We start from the raw sequence: 16,298 nt of genomic DNA, 5'->3' as shown, positions 1-16,298 counted from the left end.
GATGAAGTTCACGCCTTTGTTTCTTCTGGCGCTGGGCGCTGCGCTGTCGCCAGGCATGGCGCAGGCCAAGACCGGGCGCTGCGTGCTGGAAGTCAAGCATAAGAGCTATCTGAACGGTCCTTGCGAAGTCACCATCAATGACAAGCAGGGGTCATTTTCGATTGGCGTTTCGGACAAGCATCGGTCCAAATATTTCGCCTATGTCAACATGGATGACGATGGCGCCCATGGTTATTGGAATGAGGAGCCCGGCTCCACCCATGCCCATAGCGAACTGGGCCTGCTGAAGCGCGAAGGAGCCTGCTGGGCGAACGCCACGGCGAAGGTCTGCGCCTACAAGCTGTGATCGACGTGAGGGCTTCGGGCGGCACCGTCTCCGAAGCCCTCATCCGAGGCGTTTAAAACGGCTCGTTCAACCGGCTGAGAGCGCCTTCCAGAATGGCGGCATGCTCATGCGGCGCGCCATGGTTGAGTTGCAACCGCCCGACGGCAATCGAACTGTCGATCACATCCTTGCAGCGCGGGAAGCGGCGTTCCTGATAGGCCAGCAGGCCCTGCGCCACGCCGTCATGCCCGGCCAGTTCCTCGGCCAGCACCAGTCCGCTTTCCACCGCCATCCCAGCGCCTGAAGCCAGATGCGGCGTGGTGGCATGCACCGCATCGCCCAGCAGCACGATCCGCCCGTTGAACCAGGGTTTGGGCTGCAGAGCGGCGGTCAGAGGACGATAGTTGATCCAGTCCGCGCGCGTCATGTTGTCGCGGATCCAGCCGATGTTGCCGCCGAAATCCTTCAGCGATCCACGCAGTTCATCGAAGAGTTCGTCATCGGTGAGGAAGTTTTCGCGCTCGACATGCGGCGTGAGCATCCAGAGATAGACGCTGTCGGGCGCGCAGATGGTGATGCCCGCCGGATTGTCATGGCCCAGATAGAATTCGCCCTCGGTCAGATTGGGCGGACGGCGGATGGAAAGGCGCCAGCAACCCTGCCCGGTGGGCTGTGCTGCCGCCATATGCGGAAAGGCGATTTCGCGCACGCTGGAGCCCACGCTGTCGGACCCGACGACCAGATCGTAATGGCCCGTGGAGCCGTCCGAAAAGCGGACATCCACGCCCTCTGCGCGGTTCTCCAGCGCTGAAACGGTGAGGCCCAGACGCACCGGAATGTTCAGCTCTTTCACGCGCGCCTGCATGATCCGGTGCAGCACCGGGCGCATGATGCCGCCCGTGGCGGGCAGGCCTTCCTCGATGATGGGCTCGTCCAGATCCTTGATATGGGTGCCGTCGAATTTGAACAATCGCGTCTTGGTGGTGATCGCCCCCTGCTTCTTGATGGCGTCGAGCAGCCCCAGCCGCCGATAGGCCCGCAAGGTCGGCCCGGTGATGGTGATGCCCGCGCCATACACCCGCCATTGCGGATCGAGATCGACGATCTCCACCGCCACGCCGCGCTCCGCCAGCGCAATCGCCGCGGCCATGCCGCCGATCCCGCCGCCTACGATCAGCGTCGTTGCGACGCTCTTGATGCTCTCCCGTGTCATGCCCTCAAGAGGTAAGCGGAAACGCGGCTCAGGCAAATCCGAAGCATGGATAGGCGCTCATCCATACAATCGGTGCGACGGCGGGGCCGCTTCGCGCTAATTTCGCCACCAAGACGAAAAGTGGAGCCGGGCATCACAGATGTCGGTCGGGACTGGGGAGATATGGACATGAGCAACTTGTTTCGGCAGCAGACGAAATTGTCGGTTTCGATGATGGCGCTGCTGGCTGCGCCGCTGGGTTTTGGCGGCAGTGCGCTGGCCCAGAGCGCGCCCACCGCCAAACCTGACGATACAGCCGAAATCGTCGTCACCGCGCAGAAGCGCACCGAGCGCCTGCAGGATATTCCCGTCGCCGCCGCCGTGCTGAGCAGCAGTTCCATCGCCCAGAACCATGTCTCCGACCTGTCGGACATCAATCGCATCGTGCCCTCGGTGGAGATCAAGGGCACCTTCAACGGGCGCGTGCCCTATGGCATTCGCGGCATCTCGACCAATGCCAATGAGGGGGCGATCGGCCTGACCTCGGGCGTGTCCATTCAGGTGGACGGCGTGCCCGTGCCCGCCGACAGCTTTGCCGCCAACACCATCACCGATGTGCAGCAGCTTGAGGTGCTGAAAGGCCCTCAGGCCACGCTGGGCGGCCGCACCGCTTCGGCGGGCGTGATCAATTTCGTGACCTACGCGCCCAGCGAGGTGACCAAATTCGGCTTCAACGCCATGCTTACCAATGATGGCGAGCATCATATGGATGTGCATGGCTCGGGCCAGATCGCGCCGGGGCTGACCGGCAGCATCAGCGCCTATTACCAGCACACGCCCTATCCGGTCTACAACACCACGCTGAAGGAGCATTCCAACGCCGACAGCAAGGGCGGGCGCATCAAGCTGAAGTGGCAGATCACCGATGCGCTGGATGCGCAGGTGATGGCGCATTACGCGCTTTCGACCAGCAGCGGCGAGAATTTCGTGCCGGTCTATATGACGCCGGGCGCCTATTTTTTCGCCGCGCCGGTGGGGTTGACGCAGTCGGTGATGTATCCGGGCATCAATGTCGCTTATGGCAACACGCAATATGCCTCGCATACGGTGATGGGATCGCGCTATGAGGATAAGGACGGTTCGCTGGTCCTGAACTATCATCTGGGCAATGGTTCTGTGCTGACATCGACCACCTCGCTGTTCCGCGAAAACCAGGACCAGACGCAGGATATCTTCGAATCCAATGTCAATTGGGCGACGATCTTCCAGAACTTCCTGCAAGGCGTGGGCGCCATTCCCGCCGCGCTGAACCAGCCTTTCAACAACACCGGCCATTTCTACGGCTATGTCAACCAGACCACCGAAGAGGTGAAGCTGGCCTCGGATGCGTCACGCCCCTTCAGCTACATCACCGGATTTTTCTATTCGGACATGACAGTCAATCAGGCTAGCTTCCGCAACTGGACATTGAACCCGCTGGCCAAGACCAACATTTCCACCACGCAAAACTACGCCATCTATGGCCGCGGCACGGCGAAGCTGGGCGAGAAGATGACGCTGGTGGCCGGCCTGCGGTACAATTGGGACAAGATCGGCTGGAATGTCACCCAATATTTCGATCCCGCCAATGGCATTTATGGCAGCGGCGGCTATGGTCAGGGTGGCTATACGTGGAATCTGAAAGACAGTTCCTCGGCGCTGGTGGGCGATGCGGCGATCCAGTACAAGCCCACGCGCGATGTGATGGTCTATGGCTCCTACACGCGGGGTTACAAGCCGCGCGCTTTCAACACGGTGCATGATTTCGCCTCGACGCAGAGCGCGCCCAGTGCCTCTGATCTGCAATTCACGGGGGCCACCAAGCGCGAAACCATCGACAGCTTCGAACTGGGCCTGAAATCCAGCTTGCTTGACCGGCATCTGACCTTCAATCTGGCGGCCTATTACACCAAATACAACAATTACCAGGCCCAGCTTTACAACAATTCAGGCCTGATCGCCGTGCTGGTGCTGGCCAATGCCGATGCGCGGACGCAGGGCGTGGAAGGCGATCTGACCTACGTGCGGGGCAACACACGCTTCAACCTGTCGGGCGCCTACACCGACGCCAAGTTCACCAACTTCCCCGGCGCGGTGTGCTATCCCGGGCAGACGGCGGCGCAGGGCTGCAATGTCGCGGCCAACAGTCAGGATCTGACCGGCAAGCCGCTGCCCTCTTCGCCCAAGTTCAAGCTGACGGGCAGCCTGCAGCAGACGGTGCCGATGGACACATTCAACGTGCTGCTGGGAGGCAATGTCTCCTACCGCACCACCACCAACATGCAGGCCGATCAGAACCCCTATGCGGTGCAAAAGGGCTTTGCGCTTGTCGATGTGTCGCTGGGCTTCCAGAACAAGGCTCAGACGGCCAGCCTGACCTTCTTCGTCAACAATCTGACCAACCACATGTATTACACCAATCTGGAGGACTTCTTCGCCAGCGCCACCTCGGCCAATCTGGTCATCGGCCAGCCCGCGCGGGATTCACATCGTTATTTTGGCGGGCGCCTGTCGGTCAATTTCTGACGTCCGCCACGTCGAACCTGCCTTGGGGAGGGGGCCTCGTGCCGCCTCCTCTCTTTTATCGAAGGACGCGTCCATGCCCACCATCGTCACCGGAGCCGGGGGTTTTGTCGGCCGCCAGATCGTCAGCCGCCTGATCGCGCAAGGGCGCGACGTTGTGGGGGTGGACACGGTGGCGGGCGGCATTCCGCAGGGCGCGCGCGTGGTGGCGGGCGATCTGGGGGATGCCGCGGTGCGCGCCGATGCTCTGTCCCAAGGCTGCGATGCGGTGATCCATCTGGCCACGGTGCCGGGCGGCGCGGCGGAGGCCGATCCTGACGCATCGCGCCGGATCAATGTCGACGCCATGTATGATCTGCTGCTGGAGGCTGCGGCGGTGGGGAACACGCCGCGTTTCGCCTATGCCAGCTCGATCGCGGTGTTCGGCGATCCCTTCCCGCCTCAGGTGGACGATGCCACGCCGCTGGTGCCCAGGATGATCTACGGCGGCCACAAGGCGATGATGGAGCATGCCGTCGCCATGTTCACAGCGCGAGGCCTGATCGAGGGCATCAGTCTGCGCCTGCCGGGCATTCTGGCGCGCCCCAAAGGCCCCTCGGGCATGAAGAGCGCCTTTATGAGCAATCTGTTCCATGCGCTGAAGGCCGGAGAGGCGTTCACCTGCCCGGTTTCGGCGCAAGGCACGATCTGGGCGGAATCGGTGGCGCAGGTTGCCGGCAATTTCATTCATGCGCTGGAGGTGGACACCGCGCTTCTCCCCCCGGCACGCGCCATGACCCTGCCCGCGCTGCGCGTGACCATGGGCGATCTGGCGGCAGAGATCGCCCGCCAATGCGGCGTGTCGCCCGATCTGGTGACCTATGAACCCGACGCCGCGCTGGAAGCCGCTTTTGCCGCCCAGCCCCCCATCACCACGGCGGCGGCAGACCGCGCGGGCTTTGCGCATGACGGAAATCTTGCTAATCTTGTCTCCAGCGCACTCAAGACGCTGGCATAAAGAGAGGATGGGCATGCGGTTCCAGAGACTGGACCTCAACCTGCTGGTGGCGCTGGACGCGCTGCTTTCGGAAAAAAGCGTCAGCCTTGCCGCCGATCGCCTGTGCCTGTCGCAATCGGCGACCAGCAGCGCGCTGGGCCGGTTGCGTGACTATTTCGGGGACGATCTGCTGGTGATGAAGGGGCGCGGCATGGTGCTGACCGCCCGTGCCGAAGAACTGATCGAACCGGTGCGCGCCGTGCTGGAGCAGATCCGCACCACCGTGGCCATCGCCCCCGAGTTCGATCCGGCCACCGCCGACCGTCAGGTGCGCATCATGGCCTCGGACTATTCGACGCAGGTGCTGCTGGCGGGCGCTCTGGCCACGCTGGAGCGCGAAGCGCCGCATATGCGCTTCGAGATCCAGCCGATGGGCGACAATCCCATCGAGGTGCTGGAGCGCGGCCTGATCGATCTGCTGCTGACCATCGATTTCGCGATCAGCGCCGATCATCCCAGCCAGGTGCTGTTCGACGATGATTATGTGGTGGTCGGCGATGCCGCCAACCCCGATCTGCAGGGCGATATGACCCGCGAACGCTATTTCGCGCTGGGCCATGTGACAGCCCGCTTCGGCAAGAGCCGCACCCCGGCGTTCGACGACTGGTTCGTGCGCCGCCAGAAGACCCAGCGCCGGATCGAGGTGGTGGCGCCCACCTTCCTGTCACAGGCGGGGCTGGTGATCGGCACGCGGCGGATCGCCACGATGCACCGCCGTCTGGCCAATCAGCTCGTGCCGACGATGGGTCTGGTGATGCGCGAAGTGCCCTTCGACATTCCGCCCATCCGTGAGGCGATCCAGTGGCATATCTCGAACAACAATGATCGGGCCTTGCGCTGGGTGGTGGAGCGGCTGGCGTGCCATGCGCAGGAAACCACGCCCTCGGCCGACAGCAATGTGGTGCCCATCGCCGATGCGCGGCGCGACGAGATCGCGGTGCAGTTCCAGCAGAACCACCCGGGGATGCGGGGCAACTGATCAGCCGTCGCGCTGGTCGAACGCGGTGCGCGCCTGAATGATGGCCGCGCTGCGGGTGTTCACCCAATCGATCATCCGGCGGCCTTCCTGCGCCAGCTCCACCCCCAGCGCGGTAAGGCGATAGGACACGCGCGGCGGAACATCCGCCGTGACATGGCGCGCGACGAAACCGTCGCGCTCCAGCGCGCGCAGCTTCAGCGTGAGCACCCGCTGCGAGATGGCCTGCTCCTCCGAAAGAGCCGCCAGCGCGCGTTTCAGATCGGCGTGGCGCCATATGCCGATCATCAGCACCTGCAGGATCAGCGATGTCCAGCGGTCGCCCAGCATGGCCATCACCTCGCGCGGGGGATCGACGCGGCGCGTGCCATGGCTTGCCATATCGGTGGCCAGCGCGCTCAGGCCAGCGCGCAGATCCTGAGGGAAATCGTCCGGATCGATCACAGATTTCATCTTCATGCAGGGCACAAAAAAGTGCCGTCTTCCGCTGGGTCGTGCGGCGATTAAGAGCATCGATCAGCCGCGCAAACAAGTGTGGAAGTGGGAGAACAGGCGAATGGCGCAGGATGCAATCCGGCTGGATGGCAAGGTGGTCCTGATCACCGGTGGAGCAGGTGGGATCGGTTGGGCCACCGCGCAACGTATGGCGCAGCGCGGGGCGCGGGTGGCGATTGCCGATATCGCTTTCGACCGGGCGCGGGAACTGGCGGAGACCCTGCCCGGCGCTCTGGCGATCGCGCTGGATCTGGAACAGGCCGACAGCATCGAGGCGATGATCGCCGGGACCGTTGCACATTTCGGGCGGCTGGATGTGCTGCACAACAATGCGGCGCTGCTCGGCCCCGATATTGCGCAGCAGGATGGCGATATCGAGCATATGGCCACCGCCCTCTGGGACCGGACCTATGCGGTGAACGTGCGTGGCACGATGATCGGCTGCCGGGCGGCATTGCCGCACCTGCGCGTGAGCGGTGGGAACATCGTCAACACCGTCAGCAATCTGGCGCTTCAGGGGCATATCATTCAGGCGGCCTATTCCAGCAGCAAGGCCGCGATCATCCAGATGACCCGCGCCATAGCCGCCAGTCATGGCATCCATGGCGTGCGCTGCAATGCCGTCGCGCCCGGCATGACCATGACGCCCGCCCTGCGCGAGGCCTTTCCGCCGCAATTGCGCGAAGCTGTCGAGGGCGAAACGCTGCGCCCCCAGCTTGGCGTGGCGGAAGATATCGCCGAGGCGGTGGCCTTCCTCGCCAGCGATGCCGCGCGGAATATCACGGGGCAGGTGCTCGTCGCCGATGGCGGCTGTGCCAGCCATGTTCCGGGCCTCGCGGCCTTCCGCGCCTTCTTCTCGGGAGACGCTTTTCAAGGAGTTGGGCATTGAGCAATTACGATATCGTGGTGATGGGCGCCGGCCACAATGGCCTGACCGCCGCCGCCTATATGGCCAAGGCCGGCAAGAGGGTGCTGGTGTTGGAGCGCAAGCCGCATTTCGGTGGGGGTGTCTCCACGCGTGAACTGATCCGCCCCGGCTTCTGGCATGATGAGCATTCCAACGTGCATATCATGATTCAGGGCAACCCCATGCTGCGTCAGGATGAACTGGGCCTGCTGGGCATGTTCGGCCTGGAATATATCTATCCCGAACTGCCCCATGCCTCGATCTGGGAGGATGGCACCATCGTCCGCTCCTGGAAGGATCTGGATCGCACCTGCGAAGAGATCGCCAGCTTCAGCCCGCGCGATGCCGAGGCCTATCGCAAGTTCGCCAGGGCCAGCATGGCCGCCCTGCCTATGTTTATGAGCGGGCTCTATGCGCCCCCGTTCCCGATGGGCGCCTTTGTGGCGATGATGGATCAGTCCGACGAGGGCCGCTTCCTGCTCGATGTGATGAGCCGGTCGGCGCTCGATGTGGTGAACCAGTATTTCGAAAGCGATCTGCTCCGCCTCCATATCTTGCGCATGGTCACCGAAAATCTGCAGATGCCTGACGAGTTGGGCACCGGCATGGGTGCTTTCCTGATGCCGGGCATCATCCATACCTATGGCTGCTCGATGCCCAGGGGTGGTTCGGGGCAGCTGAGCAAGGCGCTGGTCCGCGCCATCGAACATTGGGGCGGCGAGGTGCGCTGCAGCGCCGAGGTGAGCCGGGTGATCGTCTCCTCCGGCAAGGCTGTCGGTCTGGAGCTGACCACGGGCGAAACCTTCATGGCCAGGGATGGCGTGATCGGTGCGATTCACCCGCATGTCCTGCGCAAATTCGTCGCCGAAACGCCCGAGCCGGTGCTGGAACGCGCCGAGCGCGTCACGCCCTCCACCTTCTCGATCAACCTCATGCATCTGACGCTGAAGGAGCGCCTGACGCTGAAGGTCGGCAATGAGACCAATGCCATGATGACCGAACTCATGGATTTCTACACCATGCGCGACATGCTGCTGGAGTATGACAAGCTGCGCCGTGGCCTGACCGCTCCACGCCTGATCGCGGGCGGAGACAACACCATCTTCGATCCCTCACGCGCGCCGGAAGGGGCCGGTGTGTTCTACGGGGTGAACTTCGCGCCCTATGACCTGTTCGACGGCGGCCACGCGGCGTGGGACGAACGCAAGGAAGAGGTGGCCGACGCCGCCCTTGCCCAATACCGCAAATTCTACAGCAATCTCACCGACGACAACATCACCGGCCGCCTGATCCGTTCACCCGTCGATCACGAGCGCGACAGTCCGGCCAGCTTTATCAAGGGCGACATCCACGGCTGCGCGCCCTTCATGTATCAGTCGGTCGGCCACCGCCCCACGCCGGACCTCGGCAGCTTCCGCGTGCCACAGATCGAGGGGCTCTATCTGGTCGGGCCCTTCATGCATCCGGGCGGCGGGGTCTTTGGCGCTGGCCGCGCCACGGCGATCCAGATGATGGACGACATGGGGATCGATTTCGACAAGGTCTGCGGGGGAGTCATCTGATGAACACCACCCAAAAGCCGCCGCAGATGCGCGTGCTGGATGCCAATGACAAGGAACTGATGACCGTCCGCAAGATCGAGCGGGATGGCGATGCGCTGGTGATCCGGGGCAAGATTTTCGGCGCCATGCCGATGGTCGCCAAGCTGACGCCGCAGGAAGCCCGCGCCGCGCTGAAGCTGCTGGACGTCAAGACCATCCTGTTCCTCGTCACGATGCTGTTCCGCACATAGGCGCCGATCCGGCTGGTTCAGTTGCCTAACGCGGTGCTGTCGTTTCGCCACGGCAAGACCCCGCTACGGCGCCGCAAGGCCTGAGCATGGGTGCAGGCCGATAGGACACGAAGCGTGCCTTGCCGATGGGCTCTGCCGCATGGTTCAGGCCGGAGGCGGAGATGGCCGCGTCATCCCATCGCCCGCTGGCGATGCGCCGGTCCAGCGCCTCGATCCCCGCGACGGTCTCGGCGGTGTTGAAGCTGCAATGGCCGAAGGCCTGCACATAGGCCTGCCGCAACATGGGCGCTGCCCCCGCGTGGCGCACCAGATCGGCATAGGCGCGCTCATAGGTGACCATGGTGGCGCCGTCGCCTGTGGTGTGCAGCGTGAGGACCGGACGTTTCAACCGGCCGGAGGGCACGAAATTGGCGCGCATGTAGGCGACGGCTTTTGGGTTGGCCGAAACACGCGGCGCTTTGGCCAAAGTGGCCAGATCCTCCCGCAGCGACAATCCCGCGCGGGCATAGACCTGTTCGACCAGCGCGCGCTTGCCGGATGCCTGCAATTGCGCGGCATAATCCACGCCGGTGTTCCATGAGGCATTGCCGCCCGCGCGCCGTTCCTGATCCCAGCGGGGAAAGAACACCCCCATGGCGAACCAACGGCCATAGGCCTGAACCCGCCCCTCCAGATCGGAAGAGCCTGCGGGCGGGGCCTTGTCATCGGGCTGATCGGGCAACTGCGCCAGCGTGGCGGCCAGCGCCAGCCGCGCCTGCCCTTGCGGTGAGGCCATGGCCTTGGCCAGCAGCGCATCGACGGCCGCGCCTTCCTCGCGGATCGGCGGTTGCGGCGCGCCCGGCTGCCAGACACCGGTGATGCGCAAGGGCGCGGCGGGATCGACCAGCATTTTCAACGCCCATGCACCATCCAGCGCCTGATTTTCCATCGCCACCGCGCCCGAAACCGAAGCGCACATCGGCATGGCGCCATCGATCCGTTCTGGATGGCGCTCGACCAGCGCGGCGGTGACGAGGCCGCCCATGGATTCGCCATAGGCGATCACGCGGCGTGGCTTGCCGAATGTTTCCTCGAAGCGGTCGAGCGCGGCGATCTGGTCGGGCACGGCCTGTTCCACCGCCCAGCCGGTCTGGCTGTAGGAACTGCCGAGCAGGGCATAGCCATGCGCCAGCAGTTGCTCGGCCCCTTCATGCGGGCGGTTGCGGGGCGGGTTGCCGGGGGCCGAACTGAAGCCATGGCTGAACAGCAGCACCGTGCCGTTCCACGTCGCGGGCATGTCGATCGCCCAGCCATTGCCATTGGCCATGCGTCCTTCACGGTGGGTGGGAGCCTGCGGCACAGTTTGCGCCGAGGTGGCGCCGGTGGCCAGCAGGGCGATAAGGGTGGCGAAATGTCTGGCCATATCAAGCTTTCCCGGATGCTCTGCCTGTCAGTGTGGAGATTGGCGTGGCGTCGCTCAGCGTCAGAATGTGTTCGGCCAGAGCCTTGGCCTCGTCCAGCCCATAAGGCTGAGCGGCCTGCCCGGCGCAGGTGATGAACTTCTCCACCATGGCCGCGCGCGAGATCGGGCGCGAGGGGTGACCTGCGGGCAGCGGCACATCCAGCGTCAGCCTTGCACCATCCTTCAGCGTGGCATCGAGGATGCCGCCGAAAGCGGTGGGCACGCGGGCGGGATCGTGCCGGGCCCGCATACGGGACGCCAGCGTCAGCACCTGCGGGTCGGCGCGCGCGGCCTCGTCGAAGCTGTGGAGGCCCACCTCGCCATGCACCAGCGCCAGAGCGGCGGTCAAAAAGATGCTGAACTTGGCGTCTATTGCGGTGGCGGGGGCCTGTTTGCGCGGGGCGGGCTCGACCAGCATGCGCTGAACGTCGCCCACCACCATGGTCAGGCTGGCGATGTTCTGCCATGCGCCGCCCAGCCTTGCGCGCAGGTCGAGCGCCGCTTCGATATAGGCGTGGGTGCCCCGGCAGGCGGGCCAGCGTTTGAAGCTGAGGTTTTCGCCGTGATACAGCGTGCCCAACCCGTCCAGCAGCGCGCCTTCACCCCATTGCCCCCCGGCGTAGAGGCGATAGAAGCCGCCCTTGCCCTCCAGCGGTTCCTCGAAACCGATGACGCCCGCCTCGGCCAGCAGGGCGGCGGTGACGGCGGCTTGGGCCGGGAAGGCTTCCCGCACGGCGCGGATGGTGGTGGCGTGGCTGTGTTTGATCTCGCCCGGTGCGGTGGCCTGGCAGAGCGCCAGAGACAGGGCATCGCGCGTTTGTCCCGCATCCAGACCCAGCAGCCGCGCGGCTGCGGCCGTGGCGCCGAAAGCGCCGAGGATCGGCGGCGGATACCAGCCGCCCGCCTCCATCGGCTGCTTGAGGGACAGCGCCATGCGGCAGGTCAGATCGCAGCCGATGGCCATGGCGGTCAGAAAGTTCTCTGCCGTGGCCTCGCGCTCCTCGGCCAGCGCCAGCAGCGCGGGGACCAGCGCGGCATTGGGGTGGCACGGGGCAGCGTCGAAGGCATCCTCGAAATCCAGCGCATGGGCCAGTGCGCCATTGGCCAGCGCCGCCGCCGGGGCGGGCACGCTTTCGCCGCGCCCCAGCAGCGTGCTGCGCCCTGTGCCGCTGGCCAGCGCCAGACTGCGGAAGGGTTCGGCCTCGGGGCTCAGGGTGCTGGCCGCCAGCATCACCCCCAGCGCGTCGAGCAAGGCCAGCCTTGTCGCCGCCAGCGTGCTTTCAGGGATAGCGCCGGCGGGAGTCCGGGCGATATGGGCGCAGAGGCGGTCGGTCAGCATCTAGCGCGCGGCCAGCACGGGATCGCGGCGGCAGGTGTATGAGCTTGCCTTGCTGGCATCGCCCTTGCCATCATACTGCGCGCTGTCGGGGAAAGAGCAGATCAGGCGGGTGAACACCGGTTTGCCTTGCAGAAGCTTTGTTGCGGTCAGCGCTTCGGGCGGACGCTTCTGCTCCACCCAATCGATCACCGACCAGAGGATATCATGCGATGCATCGCCCGGCGCATTCACCTGCTTGGAGCCACCGAACTGGTCCGCGCCCGGCCCGCCCTGGCAGTGATACATGCCGGGCACCATCATCAGCCGCACCGCCTCCGCCAGCTTCCGCGCGCCGCCCTGAGCGACGCCCAGCTTGCGGTAGAAGTCGATGGTGGGCCCCGCGATCACGGAAGGATCTTGCCAGCCCTGATAGATGATCGCCTTGCCGCCGTGCGCGATAAAGGGGGCGATTGTCGTGCTGTCGGCGCGCAATTGGGGCATGGCGGTGTTGGCCTTGGCCAGATCGGCGGTGCGCTGAAAGCTGGCCTCGTCCCAATCGGGGTTGTTGTAGACGCCATCGGCCCACATCTCGCGCAGCAGCGGCGAGGGTGGCCCCGGGCGGGTGCGCACGCCGGGCAGCAGGCCCTTGTCCATCGGCTTGCCGTGTTCGTCGGGCATGGGGCCGATGATGGCTGTCAGCATCGAGAGCTTGGGTGGCGTGAGGCAGTTGTCGCTCTGGCCCGGCTTGCACAGCAGGGTGGCGGGTTTGAAGCTGCAGGTCAGCGGGTTTTCCACCACGCCGTCCTTCACCCCATCCTTGCCGTCGCAGGCATCGAAGGTGGCTTTCTCATACAGCGACCAATCGGCATCGCTGAGCGCGCCCGCCGGATTCTGCTTTTGCAGCAGCGAGAAATACATCATCCGCACCGAGATCAGCGGCATATAGGGGCCAGGCGCGCCGGCCACGATGCCGTCGTAGTCCTGCGGGTAGAGTTCCAGCTCCTTCAATCCCTGCCGCCCGCCGCCCGAGCAGCCGAGGAAATAGGCATGATCGGCGGGGCGGGCGTAAAAGCGCGTCACCAGCGCCTTGGCGGCCAGCGTGGCGAGATGGGTGGCGCGGTGTTCGTAATCCTTGCGCGCCTTGGGATCGGCCATCCAGCGCTTGTTGGTCAGTTTGTGCCCGCTGTCGGTGGTGACGGCGGCGAAGCCCTCGGTGACGCGGCGGCCAAGGTCGGTGTAGTTGAACACGCCCGCATCGCCGCCCACGCCCGCGCCCAGCAGGCGGTGGTTCCATGCGGCGGGCAGCGGTAGCCAGAGTTCGAAGCCGATGTTGCCCTCGATCGTGCCCTCCACCCGGCAGAGCGGCACCTGCACCGCCACGGCCTTGTAACCGCCCGGCGTGTCGGGCTGGAAGGGCTGGCCCGGCGTGGGGGTGATGGCGGTGGCGGCGGTGACCACCACGCCGTGGCCTTGCGCGCCTTGCAGGCCCGAACAGTCCGCAGCCATGGCGGGTGCGGCCGCCATTGTGGGCGTTGCCCATGCCGCGCCCAGCAGCGGAGCGGCCACCAGCCACGCGCGCATCAGAACTTCACCCCGGCGGTCAGCGAGATCAGGCGTGGCATCGGGCTGGCCGATTGCGGGTCGTAACCGCGCGTCTGGTCGACGAAGGGCGGGTTCTGGTTGAACAGGTTGCGCGCGTCGATCGAGAGGTTGAAGCGCTCGGTCACATCCACGCCGACATAGGCATCGACCGTGTTGTAGGACGCCACCTTCTGATAGGGGATGACGCCGGTGTTGGCATAGCCGCCCAGATGGTTGAGCGTCAGGCGCGTATGCACCTTCTTCCATGTTGCGCCGATATCGGCCTGCATGCGGAACTGCTGCGGGAAGTTGATGGTGTTGATGACGCTGGTGAAGGCCGAGCCGGGCACCGCCTGAAAATTGTAGCGCGTGTAATAGGTGCCCTGCACTCCGCCATCCAGCTTCACGTCACCAAAGGTGTGGCCGTAATTCACCCCGAAATCGAAGCCGCTGACCAGCGAGCGCCCCAGATTCTGCCGCCGCCCATCGACGATAAAGGCCACCGCCGAGGTGTTGATGGCATTGTTGAGCGGCAGGCCCGAATTGACTAGCGCGCTGACCTGCGCCGCGCTGGGGTTGAAGGTGACGAAAGACGAATAGAGCGGATTGGTCAGAATGCCAGAGGTGCCGCGCAGGGCCTGAATCTGGTTGCGGTAGTCGATGTCGAAATAGGTGAGGGTGGCGACCAGACCCTGCACTGCGCGGGGCGCGAACTCCACGCCTGCCGACCATGTGCGCGCGGTTTCGGGCTTCAGATTGGGGTTGCCGCCCGCGATGCCGATGCCGGTGAGGTTGCCGCTGGGGCCGGGCAGCGTATCGTAATAGAGGCCAGCGCCGCCCGCCACCTGCGAAACCTCGGTGAAGGTCGGGGCGCGGAAGGAGGTGCCGTAGGAACCGCGCACCGTCACGCCCTGCACCGGCTTCCACGTGATACCCACCTTGGGGTTGGTGGTGCTGCCGAAATCGCTGTAATGCTCATAGCGGCCCGCCAGCGAGAGGGTGAGTTGCTGGAACGCGGGGATGGCGTTCTCGCCGCTGAAGATCGGCACATAGAGTTCGCCGAACAGCGCCTTCACATTGCGCGAACCGGCGTCCGATGTGTGGACCTGCGTGGCCGAATTGCCGCTGACCAGATCGGTGAAGGTGTATTCCACGCGATATTCGCCGCCCACCGCCACGCGCAGCTTGCCGCCGGGAAGATGCAGCAGCGATCCGCTGAACTGCAGGTTCGCCACATCCAGCTTGGTGGCGCCGATGATCTGGAAGTAATTGTCGTGGATTTTCGCCAGCGTCGCCGGATTGTTCGCCCCGCCAAAGACATTGAGCGCGGTGGCCGGATTGGTATCGGCCAGAGCGGCAGCCAGTGCCGCACTGTTCACGCCGATGCGCTTGTCGGACACATCCTTGCTCTCGCCATGGCCGTAATAGAAGGTGCCGCTCCAGTCCGAGGCGAATTTCAGCTCGGCGCCCGCCGTCGCGTTCCACGAATAGGCGTGATAGGGCGTGACGTCGGTGCCCAGTTCGGGCACCAGCGAATAGGTGACGGTTTCAGAGCGCAGGCCGGGTACGGGCGAAACGAAGAAGGGGTTGGTGTTGGGCACGGTGGCGGTGAAGGTGTCGCTGTTGCTCCACAGCTGGCCGTCGCGATAGGAATAATAGCCGTCGCCGAAAAGGCGCAGATTGTCCGTCAGATTCTGGCTGAAATTGGCCACCGCACTGAAACGCTGCTGCGAGGGGATCACCGCATCGCGGTTGTTGTAGAAGCATTTGTTGCTGGTGCCCGCCGCCAGCGAACCGACATTGGCGCTCGTCACCCCGCCCGCGGGAATGGCATAGGTGTTGCCGCCTGCCGTGATCGTGCCGGGGTTGCAGGTGTTGACGCGCAGGTCTCGCCCGCCGCGATAGCGGTTGTCATCCTGATACCATGACAGGTCGCGGGCAAAGAGCGGCGCGTTGCGGGTGTATTCCCCCGCGATGGTGAAATAGCCGCTGTCCCATTTTTGACCGTGAATGGCGGAGAACAATTGCTCGTTATAGCTGCCATCGTCGGTGAAGCCGCTGCGGGCCTTGAATTCGGTGCCGTTGAAATTCTTGCGCAGGATGAAGTTGACCACGCCCGCGATGGCATCCGAACCATAGATGGCCGAGGCGCCATCGGCCACCACCTCCACGCGGCTGAGCATGATCGAGGGGATCACGGAAGGATCGGTGTATTGCCCCTGCGTGCCCATGGGGGGCAGGCGCTTGCCGTCATAGAGCACCAGCGTGGCGTTGGTGCCGATGCCGCGCAGGTTGATCCCCGCGCCGCGGGTGGCATTGGCGCCCGCGTTCTGCGCCGTGCCGCCATTGCGGTTCTGCCCCAGCCCCACGACCTGAGGTACGCGCCGCAGCAGATCATTGGCCGAGGTGACCGGCTCCTGCGCGATCTTGGTCTGATCGAGCGAAATCACCGAGGAACCCACAGCAGCCACGCCCTTGATGCGGCTGCCCGTCACGATGATTTCCGTATCGGATTTGGTGGTGGGGGCCTGATCGGCGGCTTGGGTCGGCGCCGGTGCAGGCTGTGTCGTCTGGGCAGCAACAGGGGCGGCCATGGCGATGGCCAGCGCGCCAAGCGCAATGCCGGGGGCTTTGCGCAGCAGGATGGGGTCTGCGAACATCATGGAATCTCCT

General features: G+C 64.6%; 13 protein-coding genes. 7 read left to right on the top strand and 6 right to left on the bottom strand.

Annotation, left to right across the window (positions count from 1 at the left end):
• The first annotated feature begins 1 nt into the window (after position 1).
• Positions 2-346: a hypothetical protein gene (locus tag SR3_RS00760; RefSeq protein ID WP_068079627.1), complete on the top strand. Its 345-nt coding sequence runs from the start codon at positions 2-4 to the stop codon at positions 344-346.
• A 52-nt stretch (positions 347-398) separates the two neighbouring features.
• On the opposite strand, the gene SR3_RS00755 is transcribed toward SR3_RS00760, so the two are convergent.
• Positions 399-1,538: an FAD-dependent monooxygenase gene (locus SR3_RS00755; protein WP_068079626.1), complete on the bottom strand. Its 1,140-nt coding sequence runs from the start codon at positions 1,536-1,538 to the stop codon at positions 399-401.
• A gap of 168 nt (positions 1,539-1,706) precedes the next feature.
• Between SR3_RS00755 and SR3_RS00750 the strand changes: the two genes are divergently transcribed.
• The 3 genes from SR3_RS00750 (at position 1,707) to SR3_RS00740 (ending at position 6,094) form a co-directional block, all read left to right on the top strand.
• Positions 1,707-4,082: a TonB-dependent receptor gene (locus SR3_RS00750; protein ID WP_169805529.1), complete on the top strand. Its 2,376-nt coding sequence runs from the start codon at positions 1,707-1,709 to the stop codon at positions 4,080-4,082.
• Between the two features lie 73 nt (positions 4,083-4,155).
• On the top strand, positions 4,156-5,076 hold the full coding sequence (locus SR3_RS00745; protein WP_068079622.1) for an NAD-dependent epimerase/dehydratase family protein: 921 nt from the start codon (positions 4,156-4,158) through the stop codon (positions 5,074-5,076).
• A gap of 13 nt (positions 5,077-5,089) precedes the next feature.
• On the top strand, positions 5,090-6,094 hold the full coding sequence (locus SR3_RS00740) for a LysR family transcriptional regulator (RefSeq protein ID WP_068079894.1): 1,005 nt from the start codon (positions 5,090-5,092) through the stop codon (positions 6,092-6,094).
• On the opposite strand, the gene SR3_RS00735 is transcribed toward SR3_RS00740, so the two are convergent.
• On the bottom strand, positions 6,095-6,550 hold the full coding sequence (locus tag SR3_RS00735; protein ID WP_245653669.1) for a winged helix-turn-helix transcriptional regulator: 456 nt from the start codon (positions 6,548-6,550) through the stop codon (positions 6,095-6,097).
• A 97-nt stretch (positions 6,551-6,647) separates the two neighbouring features.
• Here SR3_RS00735 and SR3_RS00730 point away from each other — a divergent pair, with 97 nt between their 5' ends.
• Genes SR3_RS00730 through SR3_RS00720 form a run of 3 tightly spaced genes read left to right on the top strand, consistent with a single transcriptional unit; the run spans position 6,648 to position 9,285 of the window.
• A complete protein-coding gene (locus SR3_RS00730) occupies positions 6,648-7,475 on the top strand; it encodes an SDR family NAD(P)-dependent oxidoreductase (RefSeq protein ID WP_068079618.1) in 828 nt (275 codons plus the stop codon).
• Positions 7,472-9,055 (top strand): phytoene desaturase family protein, encoded by a 1,584-nt coding sequence (locus SR3_RS00725; RefSeq protein WP_068079616.1) that lies wholly within the window; start codon positions 7,472-7,474, stop codon positions 9,053-9,055. The genes SR3_RS00730 and SR3_RS00725 overlap by 4 nt, the downstream gene beginning before the upstream one ends.
• The gene (locus SR3_RS00720; protein WP_068079615.1) at positions 9,055-9,285 is read left to right on the top strand and encodes a hypothetical protein; all 231 of its coding nucleotides are present in this window, start codon (positions 9,055-9,057) and stop codon (positions 9,283-9,285) included. The genes SR3_RS00725 and SR3_RS00720 overlap by 1 nt, the downstream gene beginning before the upstream one ends.
• 25 nt (positions 9,286-9,310) lie before the next feature.
• Here the strand turns inward: SR3_RS00720 and SR3_RS00715 are convergent, their stop codons facing one another.
• The 4 genes from SR3_RS00715 to SR3_RS00700 are packed head-to-tail and all read right to left on the bottom strand — an operon-like array spanning position 9,311 to position 16,288.
• On the bottom strand, positions 9,311-10,687 hold the full coding sequence (locus SR3_RS00715; protein WP_068079613.1) for an alpha/beta hydrolase family protein: 1,377 nt from the start codon (positions 10,685-10,687) through the stop codon (positions 9,311-9,313).
• Between the two features lies 1 nt (position 10,688).
• Positions 10,689-12,065 (bottom strand): MmgE/PrpD family protein, encoded by a 1,377-nt coding sequence (locus SR3_RS00710; protein ID WP_068079611.1) that lies wholly within the window; start codon positions 12,063-12,065, stop codon positions 10,689-10,691.
• Entirely contained in the window at positions 12,066-13,625 is a 1,560-nt protein-coding gene (locus SR3_RS00705; protein WP_068079609.1) for a tannase/feruloyl esterase family alpha/beta hydrolase, read from the bottom strand.
• The gene (locus SR3_RS00700; RefSeq protein WP_068079607.1) at positions 13,625-16,288 is read right to left on the bottom strand and encodes a TonB-dependent receptor plug domain-containing protein; all 2,664 of its coding nucleotides are present in this window, start codon (positions 16,286-16,288) and stop codon (positions 13,625-13,627) included. The genes SR3_RS00705 and SR3_RS00700 overlap by 1 nt, the downstream gene beginning before the upstream one ends.
• Positions 16,289-16,298: the final 10 nt, after the last annotated feature.

The sequence above is a fragment of the Novosphingobium rosa NBRC 15208 genome (assembly GCF_001598555.1).
Taxonomy (GTDB): Bacteria; Pseudomonadota; Alphaproteobacteria; order Sphingomonadales; family Sphingomonadaceae; genus Novosphingobium; species Novosphingobium rosa.
Note: the sequence above shows the minus strand (reverse complement) of the source record. Positions and strands in the feature narration are given on the sequence as shown.

Bases quoted from the DNA above. Each gene is read 5' to 3' on its own strand.
- SR3_RS00745 (WP_068079622.1), top strand. From the start codon at position 4,156: ATGCCCACCATCGTCACCGGAGCCGGGGGTTTTGTCGGCCGCCAGATC.
- SR3_RS00740 (WP_068079894.1), top strand. From the start codon at position 5,090: ATGCGGTTCCAGAGACTGGACCTCAACCTGCTGGTGGCGCTGGACGCG.
- SR3_RS00720 (WP_068079615.1), top strand. From the start codon at position 9,055: ATGAACACCACCCAAAAGCCGCCGCAGATGCGCGTGCTGGATGCCAAT.
- SR3_RS00715 (WP_068079613.1), bottom strand. From the start codon at position 10,687: ATGGCCAGACATTTCGCCACCCTTATCGCCCTGCTGGCCACCGGCGCC.
- SR3_RS00760 (WP_068079627.1), top strand. From the start codon at position 2: ATGAAGTTCACGCCTTTGTTTCTTCTGGCGCTGGGCGCTGCGCTGTCG.
- SR3_RS00750 (WP_169805529.1), top strand. From the start codon at position 1,707: ATGAGCAACTTGTTTCGGCAGCAGACGAAATTGTCGGTTTCGATGATG.
- SR3_RS00710 (WP_068079611.1), bottom strand. From the start codon at position 12,065: ATGCTGACCGACCGCCTCTGCGCCCATATCGCCCGGACTCCCGCCGGC.
- SR3_RS00755 (WP_068079626.1), bottom strand. From the start codon at position 1,538: ATGACACGGGAGAGCATCAAGAGCGTCGCAACGACGCTGATCGTAGGC.
- SR3_RS00730 (WP_068079618.1), top strand. From the start codon at position 6,648: ATGGCGCAGGATGCAATCCGGCTGGATGGCAAGGTGGTCCTGATCACC.
- SR3_RS00700 (WP_068079607.1), bottom strand. From the start codon at position 16,288: ATGATGTTCGCAGACCCCATCCTGCTGCGCAAAGCCCCCGGCATTGCG.
- SR3_RS00705 (WP_068079609.1), bottom strand. From the start codon at position 13,625: ATGCGCGCGTGGCTGGTGGCCGCTCCGCTGCTGGGCGCGGCATGGGCA.
- SR3_RS00735 (WP_245653669.1), bottom strand. From the start codon at position 6,550: ATGAAGATGAAATCTGTGATCGATCCGGACGATTTCCCTCAGGATCTG.